20 protein-coding genes and 1 pseudogene are annotated in these 19,758 nt (G+C 65.6%); 13 read left to right on the top strand and 8 right to left on the bottom strand.

Annotated features, from left to right (window positions below):
• Window positions 1-309: 309 nt before the first annotated feature.
• Both ACNKFW_RS20295 and ACNKFW_RS20290 read right to left on the bottom strand, forming a co-directional pair.
• Window positions 310-735, bottom strand: a complete 426-nt coding sequence (locus ACNKFW_RS20295; protein ID WP_072462939.1) for a type II toxin-antitoxin system VapC family toxin — start codon at window positions 733-735, stop codon at window positions 310-312.
• Window positions 732-995, bottom strand: coding sequence for a FitA-like ribbon-helix-helix domain-containing protein (locus tag ACNKFW_RS20290; RefSeq protein ID WP_072462938.1), 264 nt, complete (start codon window positions 993-995; stop codon window positions 732-734). The genes ACNKFW_RS20295 and ACNKFW_RS20290 overlap by 4 nt, the downstream gene beginning before the upstream one ends.
• 278 nt (window positions 996-1,273) lie before the next feature.
• On the opposite strand from ACNKFW_RS20290, the gene trbB reads away from it, so the two are divergent.
• From trbB to ACNKFW_RS20235, 11 genes are read left to right on the top strand one after another with little or no spacing between them, the layout of a single operon-like run.
• A complete protein-coding gene (gene trbB, locus ACNKFW_RS20285; RefSeq protein ID WP_074991011.1) occupies window positions 1,274-2,278 on the top strand; it encodes a P-type conjugative transfer ATPase TrbB in 1,005 nt (334 codons plus the stop codon).
• Window positions 2,275-2,607, top strand: coding sequence for a TrbC/VirB2 family protein (locus tag ACNKFW_RS20280; RefSeq protein WP_072462936.1), 333 nt, complete (start codon window positions 2,275-2,277; stop codon window positions 2,605-2,607). Before trbB ends, ACNKFW_RS20280 begins: the two co-directional genes overlap by 4 nt.
• Window positions 2,607-2,888, top strand: a complete 282-nt coding sequence (locus ACNKFW_RS20275) for a VirB3 family type IV secretion system protein (RefSeq protein ID WP_072462935.1) — start codon at window positions 2,607-2,609, stop codon at window positions 2,886-2,888. Before ACNKFW_RS20280 ends, ACNKFW_RS20275 begins: the two co-directional genes overlap by 1 nt.
• A gap of 12 nt (window positions 2,889-2,900) precedes the next feature.
• Window positions 2,901-5,534 carry a conjugal transfer protein TrbE gene (gene trbE / locus ACNKFW_RS20270; protein WP_418025786.1) on the top strand — a complete coding sequence of 878 codons (2,634 nt, stop codon included), beginning with the start codon at window positions 2,901-2,903 and terminating at the stop codon, window positions 5,532-5,534.
• Window positions 5,531-6,316, top strand: a complete 786-nt coding sequence (gene trbJ, locus ACNKFW_RS20265; protein WP_166435567.1) for a P-type conjugative transfer protein TrbJ — start codon at window positions 5,531-5,533, stop codon at window positions 6,314-6,316. Before trbE ends, trbJ begins: the two co-directional genes overlap by 4 nt.
• A 20-nt stretch (window positions 6,317-6,336) precedes the next feature.
• Window positions 6,337-6,633, top strand: a complete 297-nt coding sequence (trbK-alt, locus tag ACNKFW_RS20260; RefSeq protein ID WP_072462932.1) for a putative entry exclusion protein TrbK-alt — start codon at window positions 6,337-6,339, stop codon at window positions 6,631-6,633.
• Between the two features lie 6 nt (window positions 6,634-6,639).
• Window positions 6,640-7,965 carry a P-type conjugative transfer protein TrbL gene (gene trbL / locus ACNKFW_RS20255; protein WP_072462931.1) on the top strand — a complete coding sequence of 442 codons (1,326 nt, stop codon included), beginning with the start codon at window positions 6,640-6,642 and terminating at the stop codon, window positions 7,963-7,965.
• Window positions 7,962-8,648, top strand: coding sequence for a conjugal transfer protein TrbF (trbF, locus tag ACNKFW_RS20250; RefSeq protein WP_285049680.1), 687 nt, complete (start codon window positions 7,962-7,964; stop codon window positions 8,646-8,648). Before trbL ends, trbF begins: the two co-directional genes overlap by 4 nt.
• 23 nt (window positions 8,649-8,671) lie before the next feature.
• Window positions 8,672-9,694: a P-type conjugative transfer protein TrbG gene (gene trbG, locus ACNKFW_RS20245; protein WP_072462929.1), complete on the top strand. Its 1,023-nt coding sequence runs from the start codon at window positions 8,672-8,674 to the stop codon at window positions 9,692-9,694.
• Window positions 9,694-10,863, top strand: a complete 1,170-nt coding sequence (locus ACNKFW_RS20240; protein ID WP_072462928.1) for a TrbI/VirB10 family protein — start codon at window positions 9,694-9,696, stop codon at window positions 10,861-10,863. Before trbG ends, ACNKFW_RS20240 begins: the two co-directional genes overlap by 1 nt.
• Window positions 10,864-10,867: 4 nt before the next feature.
• A complete protein-coding gene (locus ACNKFW_RS20235) occupies window positions 10,868-11,119 on the top strand; it encodes a DUF2274 domain-containing protein (protein ID WP_072462955.1) in 252 nt (83 codons plus the stop codon).
• Between the two features lies 1 nt (window position 11,120).
• Here the strand turns inward: ACNKFW_RS20235 and ACNKFW_RS20230 are convergent, their stop codons facing one another.
• Complete coding sequence (locus ACNKFW_RS20230) at window positions 11,121-12,014, bottom strand: LysR family transcriptional regulator (protein ID WP_256233578.1); 894 nt, start codon at window positions 12,012-12,014, stop codon at window positions 11,121-11,123.
• Window positions 12,015-12,169: 155 nt separating this feature from the next.
• Here ACNKFW_RS20230 and ACNKFW_RS20225 point away from each other — a divergent pair.
• Window positions 12,170-12,957 (top strand): IS5-like element ISPme2 family transposase gene (locus ACNKFW_RS20225; protein ID WP_088238952.1). Its coding sequence is split into 2 segments (ribosomal slippage): window positions 12,170-12,506 and window positions 12,506-12,957, totalling 789 coding nucleotides; the frame shifts between segments, so codons are not numbered across the junction.
• 382 nt (window positions 12,958-13,339) lie between these two features.
• Here ACNKFW_RS20225 and hutX read toward each other — a convergent pair.
• The 5 genes from hutX to ACNKFW_RS20200 form a co-directional block, all read right to left on the bottom strand.
• Entirely contained in the window at window positions 13,340-13,843 is a 504-nt protein-coding gene (hutX, locus tag ACNKFW_RS20220; RefSeq protein ID WP_072462926.1) for a heme utilization cystosolic carrier protein HutX, read from the bottom strand.
• Window positions 13,824-15,281, bottom strand: coding sequence for a heme anaerobic degradation radical SAM methyltransferase ChuW/HutW (hutW, locus tag ACNKFW_RS20215; protein ID WP_218152326.1), 1,458 nt, complete (start codon window positions 15,279-15,281; stop codon window positions 13,824-13,826). The genes hutX and hutW overlap by 20 nt, the downstream gene beginning before the upstream one ends.
• Window positions 15,274-15,636, bottom strand: coding sequence for a hypothetical protein (locus ACNKFW_RS20210; RefSeq protein ID WP_072462925.1), 363 nt, complete (start codon window positions 15,634-15,636; stop codon window positions 15,274-15,276). The genes hutW and ACNKFW_RS20210 overlap by 8 nt, the downstream gene beginning before the upstream one ends.
• A 9-nt stretch (window positions 15,637-15,645) precedes the next feature.
• Window positions 15,646-17,697 carry a TonB-dependent receptor gene (locus ACNKFW_RS20205; protein WP_418025782.1) on the bottom strand — a complete coding sequence of 684 codons (2,052 nt, stop codon included), beginning with the start codon at window positions 17,695-17,697 and terminating at the stop codon, window positions 15,646-15,648.
• Between the two features lie 684 nt (window positions 17,698-18,381).
• Window positions 18,382-18,957, bottom strand: a complete 576-nt coding sequence (locus ACNKFW_RS20200; RefSeq protein WP_418025780.1) for a TonB-dependent siderophore receptor — start codon at window positions 18,955-18,957, stop codon at window positions 18,382-18,384.
• Window positions 18,958-19,137: 180 nt separating this feature from the next.
• Between ACNKFW_RS20200 and ACNKFW_RS20195 the strand changes: the two are divergent.
• Window positions 19,138-19,695, top strand: a pseudogene (locus ACNKFW_RS20195) (MmgE/PrpD family protein); the annotation flags it as partial.
• Window positions 19,696-19,758 lie beyond the last annotated feature (63 nt).

The raw sequence follows: 19,758 nt of genomic DNA, 5'->3' as shown, positions 1-19,758 counted from the left end.
TCGGACAGCGTATGGTACGCCAGCCGGAGCGCAACCCTTGATTTCTTCCGCAGGCCCCTAACCTCCGAGAGGCTAGCAACGGTCAAATCCACGGGTAACAACTTACTGCCACAAGCACTCTCCCACGCCTCGCACTCCAGGGTTCCGGTTCGCCGGCTCATCCGAGGTATCGGCAAGGTCGCTTTTTCCCTCATTCGTGCGACCGCTAAAGGCTTTTCCCAGCGGCCCTCACGGGAGTTCCTTAGGTCAGAAAACTGACGGAAATATTCGGCATTTGACGAAAATGGCGGCCCGATACGGCTTCCGGGTTCATCTCGCCTCCTCCCATGGATTGATGACGGTGATGCCGGCAGCCAGGAACGGCGCGGTATCGCGCGTCGCGACGGTCAACTCGACGGCGGCGGCGATTGCGGCGATGAAGCCGTCCGCCTGGCCGATGATCGTTCCCCTGCCGCGCGCCTGCGCCATCAGGCTTGCGTAGCATTCCGAGGCTGCGAGACCGAAGGGCAGGATGCGGTCCTCGAACAGCGGCAGGATCTCTTTCTCGAAACGGGAATGCAGGCGGGCCTTGCGCTTGCCGTCGGGAAGCACAGCAATGCCGAACCGGATCTCGGCCACGGTGATGGCCGAAAGGTGCAGAGTCTCGATCGCCTGCTCATCGATCCAGCGGACGACTCCGGCATCCGGCGCGTCCCGCATCGGTTCGGAGACCACATTCGTGTCGAGCAGGATCATTCGTCGAAATCGATCGGTCGGGCAGGGGTCCGGTCACGCCGGATCGCAGTCTCGAACAGGGCGTGCTCTTCCTTGCTCATCCGCGCTTCGCGGCCGATCTCGGCCAGCAGCGACCCCAGCCGGACGCGGTTCTGCGGTCGCGCTGCCTGTTCGAGGATGTCGCGCACTTCGGCCTCGGTACTGCGCCCATGCTGCGCCGCGCGCATCTTCAGCGCCCGATGCGTCTCGGCGGACAGATTGCGGATGGTGATGGCGGGCATGGCGATTGCGACTCCCGGAAACTGACATCATTGATATCGTCACTGAAAAAATGATGTCAAGGTTAGTGGCTGGTGATGCTGATCATACCGGAGTTGATTCGTCAGCCTGCCGCCACCTGCGCTGGTTTTCCCGAAAGGGCAAAACCGCCGTTTCCCTGTCTTTCTACGCCAGACTACGACGGCAGCTGAATAGCTGTTGCACTCTCTCGTTTTGAGGCTCTTTTAGTCGACCCCATCCGGGGCTTTCCTCTCGCCGCCCCGGTGGAACGGGGGACGGGATGGCAGGTTCGGACCACATCGAGGCAAGGGTGGAGCGCGGCGCCCGCATGCTCCGCACCGCGCTCGGGCCTGCCATCTCCGCCCTCTTGCGGGATCCCGATATCGTCGAGGTGATGCTGAACCCCGACGGGCGGCTCTGGATCGACCGGCTTTCCGAGGGTCTGAACGACACCGGCGAACGGCTGTCCCCTGCCGACGGCGAGCGGATCATCCGACTGGTCGCGCATCATGTCGGCGCCGAGGTCCATGCCCGGTCCCCACGCGTCTCGGCGGAACTGCCCGAGACAGGGGAACGCTTCGAAGGCCTGTTGCCGCCGGTGGTCGCCGCGCCGGCCTTCGCGATCCGCAAGCCCGCCGTGGCCGTGTTCACGCTCGACGACTATGTCACCGCCGGGATCATGAGCCGGATGCAGGCCGAGGCGCTGCGGCTTGGCGTTGTGACCCGCGCCAATATCCTCGTCGCCGGCGGCACCTCCACCGGCAAGACCACGCTGACGAATGCGCTGCTGGCCGAGGTGGTGAAGACGCTGGACCGCGTCGTCATCATCGAGGATACCCGCGAGCTGCAATGCGCCGCGCCGAATTTGGTGGCGATGCGCACAAAGGACGGCGTCGCGACGCTTTCCGATCTGGTCCGCTCATCGCTGCGATTGCGGCCCGACCGCATCCCGATCGGCGAGGTGCGCGGCGCCGAGGCGCTGGATCTGCTCAAGGCCTGGGGCACCGGCCATCCCGGCGGGATCGGCACCATCCATGCCGGATCGGGCATCGGAGCCCTGCGCCGCCTCGAACAGCTGATCCAGGAGGCCGTGGTCACCGTGCCACGGGCGCTGATCGCCGAGACCGTGGATCTGATCGCCGTTCTGGCCGGACGCGGCAGCAATCGCCGTCTCACCGAACTGGTCCGGGTCGAGGGCCTTCGGCCGGACGGCGAATACCGCATCGCACCCGTGATTCCCGACACCGAGACCGACACCCATCAAAACATCGGAGATTCTCCATGATCCGACCTGCATTGAAGCTTCCCCGCCGTATCGCGGCATCCGCCAGCTTCGCCTATGTCAGCCTTGTATTGGCGCCCGCCGCCCATGCCGCCGGTTCCTCGATGCCCTGGGAGGCGCCGCTGCAATCCATCCTCGATTCCGTCGAGGGACCGGTGGCCAAGATCGTGGCGGTGATCATCATTATCGTCACCGGCCTGACGCTGGCATTCGGCGATACCGGCGGCGGCTTTCGCCGGCTGATCCAGATCGTCTTCGGCATCTCCATCGCCTTCGCGGCCAGTTCGTTCTTCCTCAGTTTCTTCAGCTTCGGCGGCGGGGCCTTGGTCTGATGACGCAGGGCTTCGAGCAGCTTTCCGACGTACCGGGCTTTTCCGTCCCGGTGCATCGCGCCCTGACCGAGCCGATCCTGCTCGGCGGCGCGCCGAGAAGCATCGCCATCCTGAACGGCACCCTGGCCGGCGCCGTAGGTCTCGGCCTCCAGCTCTGGCTGGCCGGCATCCTGATCTGGGCGGTCGGTCACATCGCCGCCGTCTGGGCGGCGAAGCGCGACCCGCTCTTCGTCGAGGTTGGGCGCCGCCACCTGCGTCTCCCCGGCCATCTCTCGGTCTGACGGAGGTATGCGATGATGAATCTCGCCGAGTATCGCCGCACCGCTTCCCGCCTCGCCGACTTCCTGCCTTGGGCGGCGCTGGTCGCGCCGGGCGTGGTGCTGAACAAGGACGGTTCGTTCCAGCGCACGGCGAAATTCCGCGGCCCCGATCTGGATTCCGCCGTGGCCGCCGAACTGGTCGCGGTGGCGGGGCGGCTGAACAACGCCTTCCGCCGCCTCGGCTCGGGCTGGGCCATCTTCGTCGAGGCGCAGCGGTCCGAAGCCGCCACCTATCCCGACAGCCGCTTCCCCGATCCCGCCTCGGCGCTGGTCGATGCCGAGCGCAAGGCCGATTTCGAGCAGGAAGGCAGCCATTTCGTCTCGGACTATTTTCTCACCCTGCTCTGGCTGCCGCCGGCCGAAGAGGCGGCCCGCGCGGAAAGCTGGCTCTACGAGGGCCGCGAGACATCTGGGGTGAATCCCTGGGAACTGCTGCGCGGTTTCATCGACCGCAGCGACCGGGTGCTGGCGCTGCTCGACGGCTTCATGCCGGAATGCCGCTGGCTCGACGATCCAGAGACGCTGACCTATCTGCATTCCACCATCTCCACCAACCGGCAGCGCCTGCGCGTGCCGGAAGTGCCGATGCATCTCGACGCCCTGCTCGCCGACCAGCCGCTGACCGGCGGGCTGGAGCCGCGGCTCGGCGAGCAGCATCTGCGGGTGCTGACCATCACCGGCTTTCCGACCGCGACGACGCCCGGCATTCTCGACGAGCTGAACCGCATCGCCTTTCCGTACCGCTGGTCGACCCGCGCCATCCTTATCGACAAGACCGATGCGACGAAACTGCTGACGAAGATCCGGCGGCAATGGTTCGCCAAGCGCAAGAGCATCGCCGCCATCCTGAAGGAGGTGATGACCAGCGAGCCCGCGGCCCTGGTCGATACCGATGCCGCCAACAAGGCCACCGACGCCGACATGGCCTTGCAGGAACTCGGCGCGGATGTGGCCGGCATGGGTTATGTCACCGCGACGATCACCGTCTGGGACGCGGACGCCAGCATCGCCGACGAGAAGCTGCGGCTGGTCGAGAAACTGGTGCAGGGCCACGACTTCACCGCGATGATCGAGACTGTGAACTCGGTGGACGCCTGGCTCGGCTCGCTACCGGGACATGCCTATGCCAATGTGCGCCAGCCGCCGATCAGCACTTTGAATCTCGCCCATATGGTGCCGTTGAGCGCCGTTTGGGCCGGCGAGGGGTCGGACGAGCATTTCGATGCACCCCCTTTGCTCTTTGGAAAGACCGAAGGCGCGACGCCGTTCCGCTTCTCGCTGCATGTCGGCGATGTCGGCCATACCCTCGTGGTCGGTCCGACCGGGGCGGGCAAGTCGGTGCTCTTGGCGCTGATGGCGCTGCAGTTCCGCCGCTACGAAAGATCGCAGATCTTTGCCTTCGATTTCGGCGGCTCGATCCGGGCGGCGGCGCTGGCCATGGGCGGCGACTGGCATGATCTCGGCGGCGGGTTGTCCGAGGATGCGGAGAATTCCGTCGCCCTGCAGCCGCTGGCCCGCATCGACGATGCGGCCGAACGGGCATGGGCGGCGGACTGGATTTCCGCCATCCTAATGCGCGAAGGCATCGCCATCACCCCAGAGGTGAAGGAGCATCTCTGGACAGCGCTGACCTCGCTGGCCTCGGCGCCGGTCGGAGAACGCACCATCACCGGCCTCGCGGTGCTGCTGCAATCCAACGATCTGAAGCAGGCGCTGCGCCCTTATTGCATCGGCGGTCCTTGGGGCCGGCTGCTCGACGCCGAGAGCGAGCATCTGGGCGCGGCCTCGGTGCAGGCCTTCGAGATCGAGGGCCTGGTCGGCACCGGCGCCGCGCCGGCGGTTCTGTCCTATCTCTTTCACCGCATCGGCGACCGGCTGGACGGGCGACCCACGTTGCTGATCATCGACGAGGGCTGGCTGGCGCTGGACGACGAGGGGTTTTCCGGCCAGCTGCGCGAATGGCTGAAGACGCTCAGGAAGAAGAACGCCTCGGTCGTCTTCGCCACGCAGTCGCTGTCGGATATCGACAATTCCGCCATCGCCCCGGCGATCATCGAGAGCTGCCCGACCCGGCTGCTGCTGCCCAACGAGCGTGCCGTTGAGCCGCAGATCACCGCGATCTATCGCCGCTTCGGCCTCAACGACCGCCAGATCGAGATCCTGGCGCGGGCGACGCCCAAGCGGGATTATTATTGCCAGTCCCGGCGTGGCAACCGGCTGTTCGAGCTGGGCCTCAGCGAAGTCGGTCTCGCGCTCTGCGCCGCATCCGCCAAATCCGATCAAACGCTGATCGGTCAGGTCCTCGCCGAACATGGACGTGACGGCTTCCTCTCCGCCTGGCTCCGGGCGCGCGGCGTAGACTGGGCGGCCGAGCTGATCCCGGACCTCGCCAATCTGGCGCCGGAAGCCACCGGCATGCCTGTATCTGAACCGATCAGTTCAGAAACGGCACGCACTGATCACGGGGCGGGACCGGACGATGCCGGGTTCACCGACGCGGAGACAGGACCTGCCGGTGACGCGGTCGCGCCCGGCGACGCCAAGGCAGCATCCACCCTCGCAGAGGCAGGACCAGAAACAAGCACAGATAAGGAGACCGCGCCATGACGCGCAGACCATCCATGATCACCCGTTCCGTCAGCACCACGGCACTGGTCCTTGCGCTGGCGGCACCGCTGGCGCTGGCCCCGGTCCTGACTCCGCCAGCCCAAGCCTTCTTCGGCGGCTTCGGTCGCATTGTCTACGACCCGACCAACCATACCGAGAACCTGCTGACCGCGGCGCGCACGCTGGAGCAGATCAACAACCAGATCGCCTCGCTGCAGAACGAGGCGCGGATGCTGATCAACCAGGCCCGCGATCTCGCCAGCCTGCCGCATAGCTCGCTGCAGCAGCTGCAACAAAATGTCACCCGCACCCAGCAACTGCTGGACGAGGCCCAGAACATCGCCTTCGAGGTGCAAGAGGTCGACCAGGCGTTCGAGCAGGAATACGGCACGCCCGATCTCTCGATGTCCGAACAACAACTCCTGGCCGATGCCCGGACCCGCTGGAGCAACACCATGGGCGGGTTGCAGGACGCCATGCGCGTCCAGGCCGGCGTCACCAACAACATCGAGGCGCAGCGGGCCGAGATGGCGACGCTGGTCGAACAGAGCCAGGGTGCCACCGGTGCCTTGCAGGCCAGCCAGGCCGGCAACCAGCTGCTGGCCCTGCAATCGCAGCAGCTTTCCGATCTCACCGCGCTCCTCGCCGCCACCGGCCGCGCCGAGGCGCTCGCCGAGGCTGAGCGCGCGGCGGCCACCGAACAGGGCCGCATCCAGCGCGAACGCTTCCTGACGCCCGGCATCGGCTACCAGCCCGGCAATGCCCGGATATTCAACAACTGAAGCCCCGAGGAGGCGCAATCATGGGAGGCAAGGCGATGGCCCGGCTCATTGCCATCCTGTTCCTGGCGATCGTCATGACCGTCACCCTGATCCGGATGGAACGGACCGGCGATCTGCCGCCGCTTCCCGGGCAGCAGAGCCAGTCGCAGCCGGAAGATCCGCTGCGCGAGGGCCAGCGCCGCTGCCAGCGGTTGGGCGAAGCGGCGGCGGACGATGCCGACTGCCTACACATCTGGGCCGAAACCCGCGATCGCTTCCTCGGGCGCAGTCCCAGCCCCGAGCCATCCCGCCCTGCCGTCTCCCCTGAAGCGGAGTGATCATCCATGGGCGGGTCTGGGGTCATCGACCATTTCCTGGCGGTCTTCACCAGCTATATCGACTCCGGCTTCGGCCTGCTGGGCGGCGAGGTCGCCTTCATCGCCACCACGCTGATCGTCATCGACGTGACCCTGGCCGCGCTGTTCTGGGCCTGGGGCGCCGAGGACGACATTCTGGCGCGCCTGGTCAAGAAGACCATCTTCGTCGGCGTCTTCGCCTGGCTGATCACCAACTGGAACAGCCTCGCCCGCATCGTTTTTGAGTCGTTCGCCGGGCTCGGGCTGATGGCCTCCGGCACCGGCTTCACCGCCGGCGATCTCATGCGCCCCGGCCGCGTCGCCCAGACCGGGCTCGATGCCGGCCGGCCGCTGCTGGAATCGATCTCCGACCTGATGGGCTGGGTCGCGGTCTTCGAGAACCTCCTCCAGATCCTCTGTCTGTTCTTCGCCTGGGCGCTGGTCATCCTCGCCTTCTTCATCCTCGCCGTGCAGCTCTTCGTCACCCTGATCGAATTTAAGCTCACCACGCTGGCGGGCTTCGTGCTGATCCCCTTCGGCCTCTTCGGCAAGACCGCCTTCATGGCCGAGCGCGTGCTGGGCAATGTCGTCTCGTCGGGCATCAAGGTTCTGGTGTTGGCGGTGATCATCGGCATCGGCTCGACGCTGTTTGGTGCGTTCACCAGCGGCTTCGGCGGCGTCGCCCCGACCGTGGACGACGCCATGGCCATCGTGCTGGCGGCGCTGTCCCTCTTGGGCCTCGGCATCTTCGGCCCCGGCATCGCGACCGGCCTGGTCTCCGGCGGTCCGCAGCTTGGCGCCGGGGCGGTCGCGGGGACAGGACTGGCCGTGGGCGGGGCGGCCATGGCCGCCGGTGGCGCCACGGTGCTCGGCGCGAAGGGCATCGCCGCGACCGCGCGCGGCGGGGCCGCCACGGCGGGCGCCGCCTCCGCCGCCTATACCCTGAACTCGGCCGGACAATCCGGGATCGACGGCGCCCTCTCCGGTGCCGCCGGCGTCGGCAAGGGCGCGGGCATCGCTGCCATGACCCCGCTGCGTCGGGCGGCGGCCAGTCTCAAGGCCAAGCGCGAAGCCGGCGTGAAGGCCGGTTTCACCAGCACCGGGGGATCGACCACGCAGGGCACGCTCGGTGGCCCCGCCGCTGATGCGGGTGGCGCAAACACCAGTGCCGGCGGCAATGCGCCCGCCTGGGCGCAGCGCATGCGCGGGCAGTCCCTTGGCCGGGGCGCGACCGTTGCCGCCCATGCCGTGCGCTCGGGCGACAGCCATGGTCCCGGGACATCCGTCTCCCTTTCCGAAAGCGACAAGCCATGAACCTGTTCAGACGTCCGACCACGCATTACGGCAAGACGCCGGAACCGGTCACGCCCTACCAGAAGGCCGCGCAAGTCTGGGACGAGCGCATCGGCTCCGCCCGGGTGCAGGCGCGGAACTGGCGGCTGATGGCCTTCGCCTGCCTGATCCTCGCCGCCGGTTTCGCCGGCGTCCTGGTCTGGCAATCGGCGCGCGGCACCGTCGTGCCATGGGTGGTGCAGGTCGACGATCTCGGCCAGGCCCAGGCCGTCGCGCCTGCCGCGGCCGACTATCGCCCCACCGATCCGCAGATCGCCTGGCATCTCGGCCGCTTCATCGAGCAGGTCCGTTCGATTCCTGCCGATCCGGTGATCCTGCGGCAGAACTGGCTCCGCGCCTATGACTGGACCACCGATCGCGGCGCCGCGGCGCTGAACGACCATGCCCGCGGTAACGATCCCTTCTCGAAACTGGGCGAGCGGCAGGTCTCGGTCGAGGTCTCCTCGGTCATCCGCGCCTCGCCCGACAGCTTCCGGGTCGCCTGGACCGAGAAACGCTATGAGAACGGCCAGCTGTCATCCACCGAGCGCTGGACCGCGATCCTGACCGTGGTGATCCAGACGCCCCGCACCGCCGAGGTCCTGCGCGCCAATCCGCTCGGCATCTATGTCAATGCGATCTCATGGTCGCGGGAGTTGAGCTAATGACAATTGTTCTCACCGAAGGAATGATCGGCGCCCGGGCGAGAAGCTTGCCCCGATCCGTACTGGCCGTGGTCCTGCTGTCGGCCACCGCGCTGGCGGGCTGCGCCACCAGCAAGACTCCTCAATTCAGCTATGACGACACCGTGCCGCCCCTGCCATCGCCTCCTGCCGCCGTTGCAGAACCAGCTCCGAAACCGCTGCATGTGCCGCCGGGCTGGACCCCGGCAAAGGGCGGCAACGCGGCGGAAAACCCGGAAAGCCGGGTGACGAACGCCAATCTCGCCGCGCGGGTCGAGCCGCGCCGCGAGGGCTACTATAATGCCATCCAGGTTTATCCTTGGTCTGAGGGCGCGCTCTATCAGGTCTATGCCGCGCCCGGACAGGTCACCGATATCGCGCTGGAGCCGGGCGAGCGCCTGACCGGCACCGGACCCATCGCCGCCGGCGACACCGCCCGCTGGATCATCGGCGAGACCGAGAGCGGCAGCGGCGCGTCGCGCCGCGTACATGTGCTGGTCAAGCCGACCCGGCCCGAGATCAGCACCAATCTGGTGATCGCCACCGACCGGCGCCGCTATATGCTGGAACTGCGCGCCGACGAAGAAACCTGGATGCCGGCGGTGTCTTGGCACTATCCGGAAAGCGCGTCGTCTTCGGCAGCGGTGCAGCGACAGGCGCCTCCTGCAGCACCGGTAATCCCTGGGAAATCGGCGCGCAACCATCGCTACGGCTTGCAGGTCCAAGGCGCGAGCCCGCCCTGGCGGCCGGTCTCGGTCTTCGACGACGGTCGCCGGGTCCATGTGGTCTTTCCGCCCGGCATCGCGCAGGGCGAGATGCCGCCGCTCTTCGTCATCGGCCCGGACGGTGCGCCCGAGATCGTCAACAGCCGCGTCCACGGCAACGTGCTGATCGTGGACCGGCTCTTCGGCGTGGCCGAACTGCGCCTCGGGTCCGGCAAGCGCCAACAGGTGGTGCGGATTATCCGTATGGAACAGACACGGGCGGTCGCCCAACCGACCCGCGCACCGACGAAAGGCTCGTCCTGATGAGCGACAGGAACACCTCTGCCGCGCCGATGCGGCTGCGCGCCGAACCGCCGCGCGTCACCCGGCTGTCGCGCAAGGTGCTGGCGGGGATGGCTGCCATTGCCGCGCTCGGCATCGGTGCGGCGCTGATCTTCGCCCTGCAGAGTAAAGATGTGGAACGTGGCGGCGAGGAGCTGTTCTCCACCGAAAACCGCGCCACTGCCGACGGGCTGGCGGAACTGCCGCATGATTATAGCGGCCCCGCCCTCGGCCCGGCGCTGCCCGGCGATCTCGGCAAGCCGATCCTTGATGCCCGCAACCGCGGCGCGCCGGTGCCTGCAGCGGACATCTCCGCGCCGCTCGAGGCCGCACCCGCCATGGACGCGGCCGAGCAGCAACGGCTGGCCGAGGAGGAGGCCGCACGGCTCAGCGGCGTGTTCTTTCAGGGTGGGCCACGGCCTGCGGGCGGGTCGGACATGGGCGCAGGGCCAGCCGGTCAGACCCCAGGCGCGCTTGGTACCATGGGACAGCCCGGCGCCGCAGCCACGCAGGATCCGCATGCGGCGTTCCTGGGCGGCGCCGCAGATCGCATCACCGTTGCCCCGGATCGCGTCGAAGCCCCGGCCTCGCCCTACGTCCTGCAGGCCGGCTCGGTGATCCCGGCGGCGCTGATCACCGGCATCCGCTCCGACCTGCCCGGCCAGATCATCGCCCAGGTCACCCAACCCGTCTACGACAGCCCGACCGGCTCGTTCCTGCTGATCCCGCAGGGCACCCGCATCATCGGCGAATACGACGATGGCGTCCGTTTCGGCCAGCGCCGCGTGCTGCTGGTCTGGAACCGGCTGATCTTTCCCGACGGCCGCTCGCTGGTGCTGGAGCGCCTGCCGGGCGCCGATGCCGCCGGTTACGCCGGACTCGAGGACGGGGTCGATTATCACTGGGGAGAGTTGATGAAGGCCGCCGGTCTCTCGACCCTGCTGGCGGTGGGCACCGAACTCGCCGCCGGCGACGAGGAGGACCGGTTGATCCGCGCCATCCGCGACGGCGCCCAGGACACCGTCAATCAGACCGGCCAGAAGATCGTCCAGCGCCAGCTGCAGGTCGCCCCGACGTTGACCATCCGGCCGGGCTTCCCGGTCAGGATTCTTGTGGGGCGAGATTTGGTGTTCGAGAATGCGGGAGGATGACACCATGACGAAGCTGAAGCTGGGACCAATCGCGGATGATACGCCCGTGAAGCTGACCGTCGAACTGCCCGCCAGCCTGCACAGGGATCTGGTGCTTTACGGCGAGTTGCTGGGCCGCACAGGCTCGGGCGGAACGCGTGCCGCGGTCCCGCCGCAGAAACTGCTCGTGCCGATGCTGGAGCGGTTTCTGGCCTCGGATCGCGGGTTCGCTAAGGCAAAACGGGGCGTCAGTGCTGGACGTCGACCTGGTGACTGACTCATCGTGCCTTGCTGTCTTGCGCCGACAGGGTCCGCGTCAGGCTGAGCAAGCGGCGCAGGGCCGGATTGTCGTTGCGTGGCGACCAGACCGCGCAGAAGGGCAGGGGCTCCGTTGCGAGCGGCCGGAAGACGACGCCGGGAAAAGTCGCGCCGGTTGTCGCTTCGCTGGTGAGCGTCAACCCGTTGCCCAGGGCGACCAGTTGCATCAGCGTGTCACGGGAGACTGGGCAGCGCTCGACACTGGGGTGATGACCCAGTTCCGACAGATACCGGACCAGATAGTCGTGGATCTCCGGTCCCGGACCGGCCTCGCTGACGACGAAATGCCGGTCACGCAATTCGGACCAGGCGATCCGCTTTCGGACCGTCAGATCGTCGTCCTTCGGAAGCGCCACGAACACCCGCTCCTGCCAGAAGACCTCGACATCGCATTCCGCCGCTTCGGGTGTGCCGGTCAGGAAGGCCACGTCCATGCAATGCTGGCGCACGGCGGCGATGTGATCGCTCGGGTTGCCTTCCACGATCACGCATCGCACACCGGGATGATCGTCGTTGTAGCGGCGCAGCAGATCGGCGAGGAAGCCCGAGGCCAGCGAGGCGAAGATGCCGATCCGCAATACGCCATGCTCGACCCGGCCGGCCGCGCCGACATCCTTGACGGCCAGGTCGACCTCGTTGAGCGCCCGCCGGGCATGCGTCAGGAACCTCCTCCCTGCATCGGTCAATGTCACACCGCGCTTGTGGCGGATGAAGAGCGCTGCGCCGGTCTCGTCCTCGAGATCGCGGATGCGCCGGCTGATCGCGGATTCCCGCACGCCGAGTTCACCCGCCGCCGCGCTGAAGCTGCCATGCTCCACCGCTGCGATGACATAGCGGAGGTGGCGCAATTCCATTATCCGATTTTTTCGCTGGTCGTCGGTCCATTTTTCATATCGGTTGGCCATAATTAAAAACTCCGCCGGCCCGCCGTTGGATATGTTTATATTAGGGCGTGTTGACAAAAGGGATTCACCGGGCGCGGTGATCGTGATTCAAGCTGGTATCTGCAATGGAGACCAGCGTGGCACGAAACCTGATGTCGAACGACGAGTGGGCGTTCTTTGAACGCTTCATCCTGGCTGTCCGTTCTCCGAACGGCCGCAAGCCCACGAACCATCGGCTTGTTCTGGATGGGATTTTCTGGATCGCCCGAACGGGGTCGCCCTGGCGCGACCTGCCGGAAGAGTTCGGCAAATGGTCGTCTGTCTATCGGCAGTTCCGGCGCTGGACGTTGGCGGGGCTGTGGGAACAGATCCTGGAGGCGCTGAACGAGAGCCGGATCGTGCCGGATGCGCTGCAGATGATCGACAGCACCGTGGTTCGCGCTCATCATCAGGCAGCGGGCGCAAAAGGGGGACTCCGCGCCAAGGTTTCGGCCGCTCGCGAGGTGGCTTCACGACCAAGATCCATCTGCGGGTCAATGCGGCAGGCCTGCCCATGAGAACCGAGATCACGGCCGGGCAGACATCGGACTACCTCGGCTTCGATCTGGTCATGGCTGACAACCTGCCCGAGCCAAGCGTTCTGCTCGCAGACCGCGGCTACGACTCCGACAACATCCGCAAGACCATGGAGGTGCGCGACGTGGTGCCGGTCATCCCCATGCGCAAAACCCGGAAGCTACGGGTCGCCGTTGACCGCAGGCTCTACCGCCTGCGCAATCTCGTTGAGCGGTGCTTCAACAAGCTCAAGAATGCCCGTCGCGTCGCCACCCGCTACGACAAGACCGCCGAAAGCTTCCTGGGCTTCATCGACATCACGTCGATCCGCCTCTGGCTCCGCCATTTGTCAACATGACCTAAGATACTGACAGCATTGGGCTGGGTCAATTATTGAGCTGTTGAAGATCAAATTTTATCGAGACTGACTTCCCTTCTAGTGTAAGCTTTGTTTCCCAGATTTTTGAGTGTAGTGTTGTTTATATAACGGGCATTCGTCGCAAAACAATAGTGTGGGGCTTTGCGGGGGATACGTTTAATTGAGGCGATTTGAGGTGGATTACTCGCCTGTGTAATCGGGGCGGTCTCAAATGGCCATTATTTATATACTTCTTCATTTGACTTCTCCTTGCGCTTGACATCAGCTCGCGGAACTCTGGTCAGTGAGTTGACACGCAGACAGGCGAGCCGATTAAAGCGTGACGGTCCCAAAACTTACGAGAGTCTTCGCCGTCACGGGTTCAAGCAGATATGAGGCGCGCTTCAAGCGCGTCGAAGGCGCTGATCTGCTCTGCCTTCAATTGTCGGCCCTCGTCGCGACCCAAATAGATCTTAAACATACAGAGGCCGTCCTTGGCGTAGAATTGTACTGAACGTGTTTCGATGCCGAATAGCTTTCGACGTACAAAAGCCACACGAGCGCAGGCTTCATATTTGATATGTCCCCCGATCGGCTTTCCGTGAAGGTTAAGCATGCCATTGCCGATTTCACTGTGGCCGAGCGGGGCCTTTACTTCCAGGATCACAGTCGGGGTGTGGACGATCAGGGTGATCTCACCCCAGCGGGCTATATCCTTCAGCACCTCGGGCAGTGTGGTGCCCGGCAGAGAGACAACCTCGCCTTCGGGCAGGGCGTCCAGAACGGCCAACGGTGTAGTGGCAGCCTTGCGGGCGATATCCTCGAGTGCAGCATGGGGCGTTTCGGCCAACGCGGCGCGAATGGGGTCAACTGTCAGGTCTGCCATGTCGGTCTCCAAGGTCAGGATGCTGGCGCAGCCAGGTGATGAGCCGCCCGGTCATGGCTACTTGCCAGAAACGGCCGGCCCGGGTCAGGCGGTGGAAGCGATGGTAGGGCTCCAGAAGACCAGCGCGGCTCCATTGCGCCAGCAGGGGGGCGGCATGGGTCGAGAAGCTGGCGGCTTCCGATCCGCAGACCCTTGCCAGCGCGGCGTCTACGGCGACTGTGTCGAGGCGTCCCCGCTCCATACCGGATTTCAGCGCATTGTGGATCGGGGCGGCGGGAGTGGCGCGCATCATGGCCGCGGTCAGGCAGGTGCCGGATCCTGCACGGGCGGCAAAATCGCGCAGGTCTGCCGTGATGCGATAGTTGAACCCACCCAGGAAGCCTCCCGCCCCGGCGCCGAAGGGCAGGCAATCGGCCCCTGTCTTGACCGCGAGATTGTAGACGTTGCGCTCGCGCAGGCTACCCTGCCAGTGGGTGGTCGAGATGGCGGACCAGCCCTCGGCCATCGCTGCCTCCTCGCCGGCGGCGAAATACGTCCCCAGGCTGGAGCCGGCCGCCGGATGCAGCTTTCCCTTCTCGATCGCGCTCAGCAGGGGCGTGCCCGCAATCAGACTCAGCGAGTAGAGATCCAGGCCGTCAAGCCCCAGTTGTGCGCAAAGCCGGACATCCCCGGCCACGTCCTCGGGGCTCTGCTGCGGCAGACCATAGATCAGGTCGACGACGACGGCCCCGCGATCCAGGCCGACGAGGCTCTCGAGCAAGGAAATGACGCCCGCGGTCCCCGCGCGCCGTCCCAGGGGGCGGCGAATGCGTTCCGAAAAGCTCTGGACTCCGACAGAGATGCGGTTGACGCCGGCATCGAAGGCGGCAAGTGCCTTGTCGCAGTCGAAGGACTGGACGCGGCCCTCCAGGGTGATCTCGCAATCGGGTACCAGCGGCAGACAGCGGCGAATGGCCATGACAAGTCGCGCAAGGTCGGGCGAGGCAAGCGCCGTCGGCGTACCGCCGCCGAGATAGACCGCCTGCAGCGGCGGGCCGTCATGTGCTGGGCTTCGTGCGAAGGACTCGAGCTGTGCGATCACCGCATCCACATAGGGCGGCCCTACGCTTGCGGACCACGGGTTCTGGTAGAAGCCGCAAAACAGGCAGTGGTTCTCGCAGAAGGGAACATGAATATAGGCGACGCCACGGTTCCTTCGCGGGCTCCTGTAAATTTCGTCCCAGTGTCTAGGAACAGTTCCTTCGGGCACCGGATCCATGCCGATGAAGGGATGGACGGCGCGCTTTCCGGGAAAGGCGTCGGCCAGCGGTTGCGGGCTTTCCGCAGCAAAGAGGTCTTCAAGCGACGCTCTTTCCGCTGTTGGTGGAGCACTTCCAGGCGCGGCTGGAGGCTTTTCGCGCCGATGCGTCGGCGCCGCGACGAGGGCGGGCCTAGCCATCCGGCAGGACCGCCTGCGCCGAACGCGTGCAATAGATCGCCGGCTCCGCATGCTCCTTCGTCGTGCAAGCCTCTCCCTCGGCGAGGGGCGTGATGGCGTATCCGCCGGCCGAGGGCAGTTCGACCCGGTAGCGGTGGGTTTCTTCGGCCGGTCCAGCGCCGTGGACGAAAGGTGTCAGGCGCAGAGCCGTCTGCCCGCAAAGCGCGACCAGTGGCGGCTGCCCGGCATCGGTAAGGATGCCTACCACCGTTTCGCGGTCGATTTCGCATTCGGCCGCGTCCGCAGCGGGCGACAGCGTGACCCGCAGATCGCCGTCGGCGGTAAGCGTCAGCATCAGCAGCGCGGTTTCCAGCATGGCTTGCCCCTAGAAGGTTCTGGTCAGGAACAGGTTGAACGAGCGCTCGGCGCCCTCCATCTGCCCATAGGCTCGATACGAGCGGTTGGTGAGGTTGTTCAGTTCGACGGTCAGCGCAAGGCCGTCAGCAAGATCGGCCGAGGTGTGCAGGTTCAGCGTCGCGAATCCGCCGGTACCATCCACCACTTCGCCCGTATCGGCGCGCATTTCGACCCTGCTTTCACCGCGCAGGAACAGGTCGAAGATCCCGGCGACCTTGCCCAGGGACCAGTCCTTGCGCAGCCCCATGCGCCCGGCCAGTGCCGGCGTGCCGCTATCGCGGGTCTGGTAGCCGTTGGCATAGGTGAATTCGCGCTGCATCGCGCTGGCGGTGATATAGGGCGTCAGGCCGGCCGCCTCAAAGCGGCGCTCGGCATGCAACTCGATCCCCCAGGTTCGTGCGGCGTCGATGTTGCGATACTGGCTGACCGGATTTCGCGGATCGCTCGGGTCGATCACCACCGAAGCGATGTAATCGGTGGCGTCGCTGTAGAACAGCGTGGCATCCAGTAGCAGCGCGTTCCGGTCATAGCGCGCTCCCAGTTCGTAGGTCGTGGCGCGCTCGGGCTTCAGGTCGGGGTTTCCGATCAGCGTGCCTGCGCCGCCCGCAGTCGTGGACAGGAACAACTGGCTCAGGGAGGGATGGATGTAGCCCTGCGAGACATTGGCGCGTAGCGCGAAGCCGTGGTCCGGCGACCACACCAGCCCGGCCGAGAACAGCGCAAGGCTGTCGTCGTTGGAACTGCGTGGCAGATCGGTGCCATTCTCTCGCGAGACATCATGGGTCGCTTTCACATCGTACCAGCGCCCGCCCAGGGTCAGCGTCATATCCCTGGATAGGTCGACCTCGTGCTGGCCGAAGACCGAGACGGTGCGGATGGCGGCATCGTCATAGCGCAGTCGCGTGGTGACGCTGGGAAAGGGCAGCATCGGCCCGCTGACCGTGGTGACCGTCACCTTGTCGGCCTTCAGCCGGTCGTCTTCGTATTCGATGCCGACGACGGTGCGGCTGTTGGTCGAGAACTGCATCTCGGCGCGCAGGTTCGCCCCCCAGGTCAGCTGCTCGTCGCGGGAATCCGACAGGACGTTCAGGCGCATGGGACCAGGGAACTGCGTTACCTCGTTGCGGAACACGCGGTCGACCGTCTGTCCGTAAAGATCGAAAGTCAGCCGGGTCAGCCAAGGAGCCAGATCCGTGCCTTCGTAGAACAGGCCGAGTTTTCGCAGGTCGCGTTTGGGAAGTTCGATGGCGAATAGCGGATCGCCCGTATGCACATTTGCCGCCAGATCATGGTTCAGCGCCTTCAGTCCGAAGTAATGGTCGCCGAGACGATAGCCGACATGGGCCGAGATGGTCCGGTCTTGCGTGTCGGACTGCTCCAGCACGCCTTCGGGCGTCCGGCGGTCGCCTTGGTCCATGCGGCCCACAGTTAGCCGGTAGTCCAGCTCACCCGCGCCAGCCGCGACCGTGCCCGCCGCACTGGCCGAGGCCCGATAGCCCTCGGTGGCCGAGATCCAGCCCGCGCCGGTCGTCACCTCCAGCGGCTTGGCGGCGCCGCGCTTGGTGATGATATTGATCACGCCGCCGATGGCCTGGCTGCCCGAGACCACCGAGGACGAGCCGCGCACGATCTCGATCCGATCGATCGAGGCGGGGTCGATCAGCACCGGCTGGCCGTAGTTCGTGTGATCGGTCAGCTTCTGCCCGTCGATCAGGATAGCGACCCGACGCGAGCTTTCGCCGCGGATCGAGATGCGCTCGATCCCTTCTTCGGAGATCTGAACGCCGGGCACGTCGCGCAGTAGCCCGGCCACCGAGACCGGGGTGCTGGCCGTGATCTTCTCGTGGTCGATCACGGTGATCGAGGCTGGGCTTTTCAGCAATTCGGTGGGCAGTGCGGTTGCGGTCAGGGTGATGGTGTCCAGCACCAACGGCTGGTCCTGGGCAAAGGCCGGAACTGGGCCGGTCAGGACAAGAACGAGGCCAAGGGTCATTGGGCCCGGAGATCGCGAGATCGACATGGCGTTCCTCTCTGCCCGCTCGGGGTGCATTCAGAGATTTCGGGAAAACCTAGCGATCCGCTGGGACGGAAGGGATGGGAGCATCCTTTGCCGATCCGCTCGCATATCCGGCAGCCGAATGCCTTGACTTTGATCAAGGCGGATTTGAAAATCCCACGTCCCAGCCGAATGGCTGGGACTAGAGGCAAGACGCAAGCCAACCCCAACGGTAATCGCCTGTTCCTTGGATCGTGGATCACGCACCGATCGGGCGCAAGGCTGTCCATGCCGACGTGAGAGCCTCGGCGGCATTTGGTTGCGAACGGCGGGTACAACAGCTTTCCTCTGAGCAAGAGGATTGCATTGTTTCATCCGTGTTTCTGTAAACCTGCCTGGCAGCAAACGGGGGCAAGGCTCGTAAGGGCATTGCGTGCATATTTCCGTACGGCTGGGTATTGCAGCCGCAGCAATTGCTACATCCTCATCTACTGGAAACACAGGATGCCCGAAGGAAGCTCGGCTTTTCGAAATGAGCGCAAGGACTTCTGACAACTCGGCGGCGCCCTTCAGTCATAAGGCCCTCTCGTTCTGCGTGCAGTAGAAACTGATTCCTATGATGCCCAAGCCCGGCGGCACAAACACAGTTGCAAGCCTTCTGCGCAATTCCTCGGGCTAACTATCCTCACCATATTGCCGGCCCCCTGATCACCACCGATAGTCGAGCGTGGCGATCACCGAGCGTCCTTCTCCGTAATAGCAGTTGCCTGATGTCAGCGAGGCGCAGGAGGTGACGTGGCGCTTGTCGAACAGGTTGCTGGCGTTCAGCCGGAACTTCAGCCCCGCGAGCGACGGATCCCTCTTGCCGAAATCATAGCTCAGCGCCGCATCGACCAGGGTAAAGGAGGGCAGCTCGATCTGGTTGTTCAGGTCGCCGAAACGGCGCCCCACATGACGCAAGCCGCCGCCGATGCCCAAGCCCTCAAGCGCGCCGCCCTGAACGGTGTAAAAGGCCCAGAACGTGGCCTGATGCTCGGGCGCGAGCTGGAGCTGGTTGCCCAGCTGCGCGGCGGTGTTGGTCCGGGTGATCTCGGAATCCTGCCAGGCGTAGGAGGCGACCAGATCGAACCCGGCCGCCAGATTGGCCTTGCCTTCCAGTTCGAAGCCGCGGACCTGCACCGCGCCGGTCTGCACCTGCGCCCAGGGGTTGCTGGCCGGCGGGTCGGGATCCTGAGTCAGGACGTTGGACTGCGTCAGCCGATATCTGAAGGCCGACCCGGTCACCAGTAGGATGTCGGCGGTGCGGGACCGGCGCATCATCATCGTCGATGCCCACCAGATCCATGCCGGGATCCGCATCCCCTCGGGCATCGAGGCCGGTGGCGCGCGGGAATGACCGTTTCCGCGACAGTCCCTGTCCGGCGACGGTCCCCGGGCCTGTCGCGGCTGATCCTTGGGCTGGCGGCGCTGATCGATCTCGCCCGCCGGCTGGGGCCGAGGATCGGCGACCTGTCCCGGGTGGACAGAATCGTGATCCACACCAGCCACCATACGCATCATGTCATCGGCACCGGCGCCAACGACCCGCAGAAGCTGGACCCCAAGGCCTCGCGCGAGACGCTGGACCATTCCATCATGTATATCTTTGCCGTGGCGCTGGAGGATGGCGGCTGGCACCACGAACGCTCCTATGCCCCCGAGCGCGCGAACCGGCCCGAAACCGTGGCGCTGTGGCACAAGATCACCACCGTCGAAGACCCGGAATGGACGCGGCGCTATCACGCCCGCGACCCGCGCGAAAAGGCGTTCGGCGGCCGCGTCGCGGTCACGCTCAGGGACGGCCGGGTGATCGAGGACGAACTGGCGCTGGCCGACGCCCATCCCGACGGCACCCGCCCCTTCGTGCGGGAAAACTATGTCCAGAAGTTCCTGACCCTGTCGGACGGCATCATCGCCACCGCCGAGCAGCACCGCTTCCTCGACGCGGTGCAAGGCCTGCACGACCTGCCCGCCGGGCGGCTGACCTCGGTCGAGATGTTCCGCGAGGTCCGCGCCCGCCTGCCCGGCGTGAAGCTGCTGGCCAAC

Origin of the sequence: Paracoccus sp. TD-10 (assembly GCF_048270675.1) — a bacterium.
Lineage (GTDB): Bacteria > Pseudomonadota > Alphaproteobacteria > Rhodobacterales > Rhodobacteraceae > Paracoccus > Paracoccus pantotrophus.
This window is presented reverse-complemented; position numbering and strand designations above follow the sequence as displayed.

What these genes read in the sequence shown, in the direction of transcription:
- ACNKFW_RS20295 (WP_072462939.1), bottom strand. Translation starts at nt 735, where the DNA reads ATGATCCTGCTCGACACGAATGTGGTCTCCGAACCGATGCGGGACGCG.
- ACNKFW_RS20290 (WP_072462938.1), bottom strand. Translation starts at nt 995, where the DNA reads ATGCCCGCCATCACCATCCGCAATCTGTCCGCCGAGACGCATCGGGCG.
- trbB (WP_074991011.1), top strand. Translation starts at nt 1,274, where the DNA reads ATGGCAGGTTCGGACCACATCGAGGCAAGGGTGGAGCGCGGCGCCCGC.
- ACNKFW_RS20280 (WP_072462936.1), top strand. Translation starts at nt 2,275, where the DNA reads ATGATCCGACCTGCATTGAAGCTTCCCCGCCGTATCGCGGCATCCGCC.
- ACNKFW_RS20275 (WP_072462935.1), top strand. Translation starts at nt 2,607, where the DNA reads ATGACGCAGGGCTTCGAGCAGCTTTCCGACGTACCGGGCTTTTCCGTC.
- trbE (WP_418025786.1), top strand. Translation starts at nt 2,901, where the DNA reads ATGATGAATCTCGCCGAGTATCGCCGCACCGCTTCCCGCCTCGCCGAC.
- trbJ (WP_166435567.1), top strand. Translation starts at nt 5,531, where the DNA reads ATGACGCGCAGACCATCCATGATCACCCGTTCCGTCAGCACCACGGCA.
- trbK-alt (WP_072462932.1), top strand. Translation starts at nt 6,337, where the DNA reads ATGGGAGGCAAGGCGATGGCCCGGCTCATTGCCATCCTGTTCCTGGCG.
- trbL (WP_072462931.1), top strand. Translation starts at nt 6,640, where the DNA reads ATGGGCGGGTCTGGGGTCATCGACCATTTCCTGGCGGTCTTCACCAGC.
- trbF (WP_285049680.1), top strand. Translation starts at nt 7,962, where the DNA reads ATGAACCTGTTCAGACGTCCGACCACGCATTACGGCAAGACGCCGGAA.
- trbG (WP_072462929.1), top strand. Translation starts at nt 8,672, where the DNA reads ATGATCGGCGCCCGGGCGAGAAGCTTGCCCCGATCCGTACTGGCCGTG.
- ACNKFW_RS20240 (WP_072462928.1), top strand. Translation starts at nt 9,694, where the DNA reads ATGAGCGACAGGAACACCTCTGCCGCGCCGATGCGGCTGCGCGCCGAA.
- ACNKFW_RS20235 (WP_072462955.1), top strand. Translation starts at nt 10,868, where the DNA reads ATGACGAAGCTGAAGCTGGGACCAATCGCGGATGATACGCCCGTGAAG.
- ACNKFW_RS20230 (WP_256233578.1), bottom strand. Translation starts at nt 12,014, where the DNA reads ATGGAATTGCGCCACCTCCGCTATGTCATCGCAGCGGTGGAGCATGGC.
- hutX (WP_072462926.1), bottom strand. Translation starts at nt 13,843, where the DNA reads ATGGCAGACCTGACAGTTGACCCCATTCGCGCCGCGTTGGCCGAAACG.
- hutW (WP_218152326.1), bottom strand. Translation starts at nt 15,281, where the DNA reads ATGGCTAGGCCCGCCCTCGTCGCGGCGCCGACGCATCGGCGCGAAAAG.
- ACNKFW_RS20210 (WP_072462925.1), bottom strand. Translation starts at nt 15,636, where the DNA reads ATGCTGGAAACCGCGCTGCTGATGCTGACGCTTACCGCCGACGGCGAT.
- ACNKFW_RS20205 (WP_418025782.1), bottom strand. Translation starts at nt 17,697, where the DNA reads ATGTCGATCTCGCGATCTCCGGGCCCAATGACCCTTGGCCTCGTTCTT.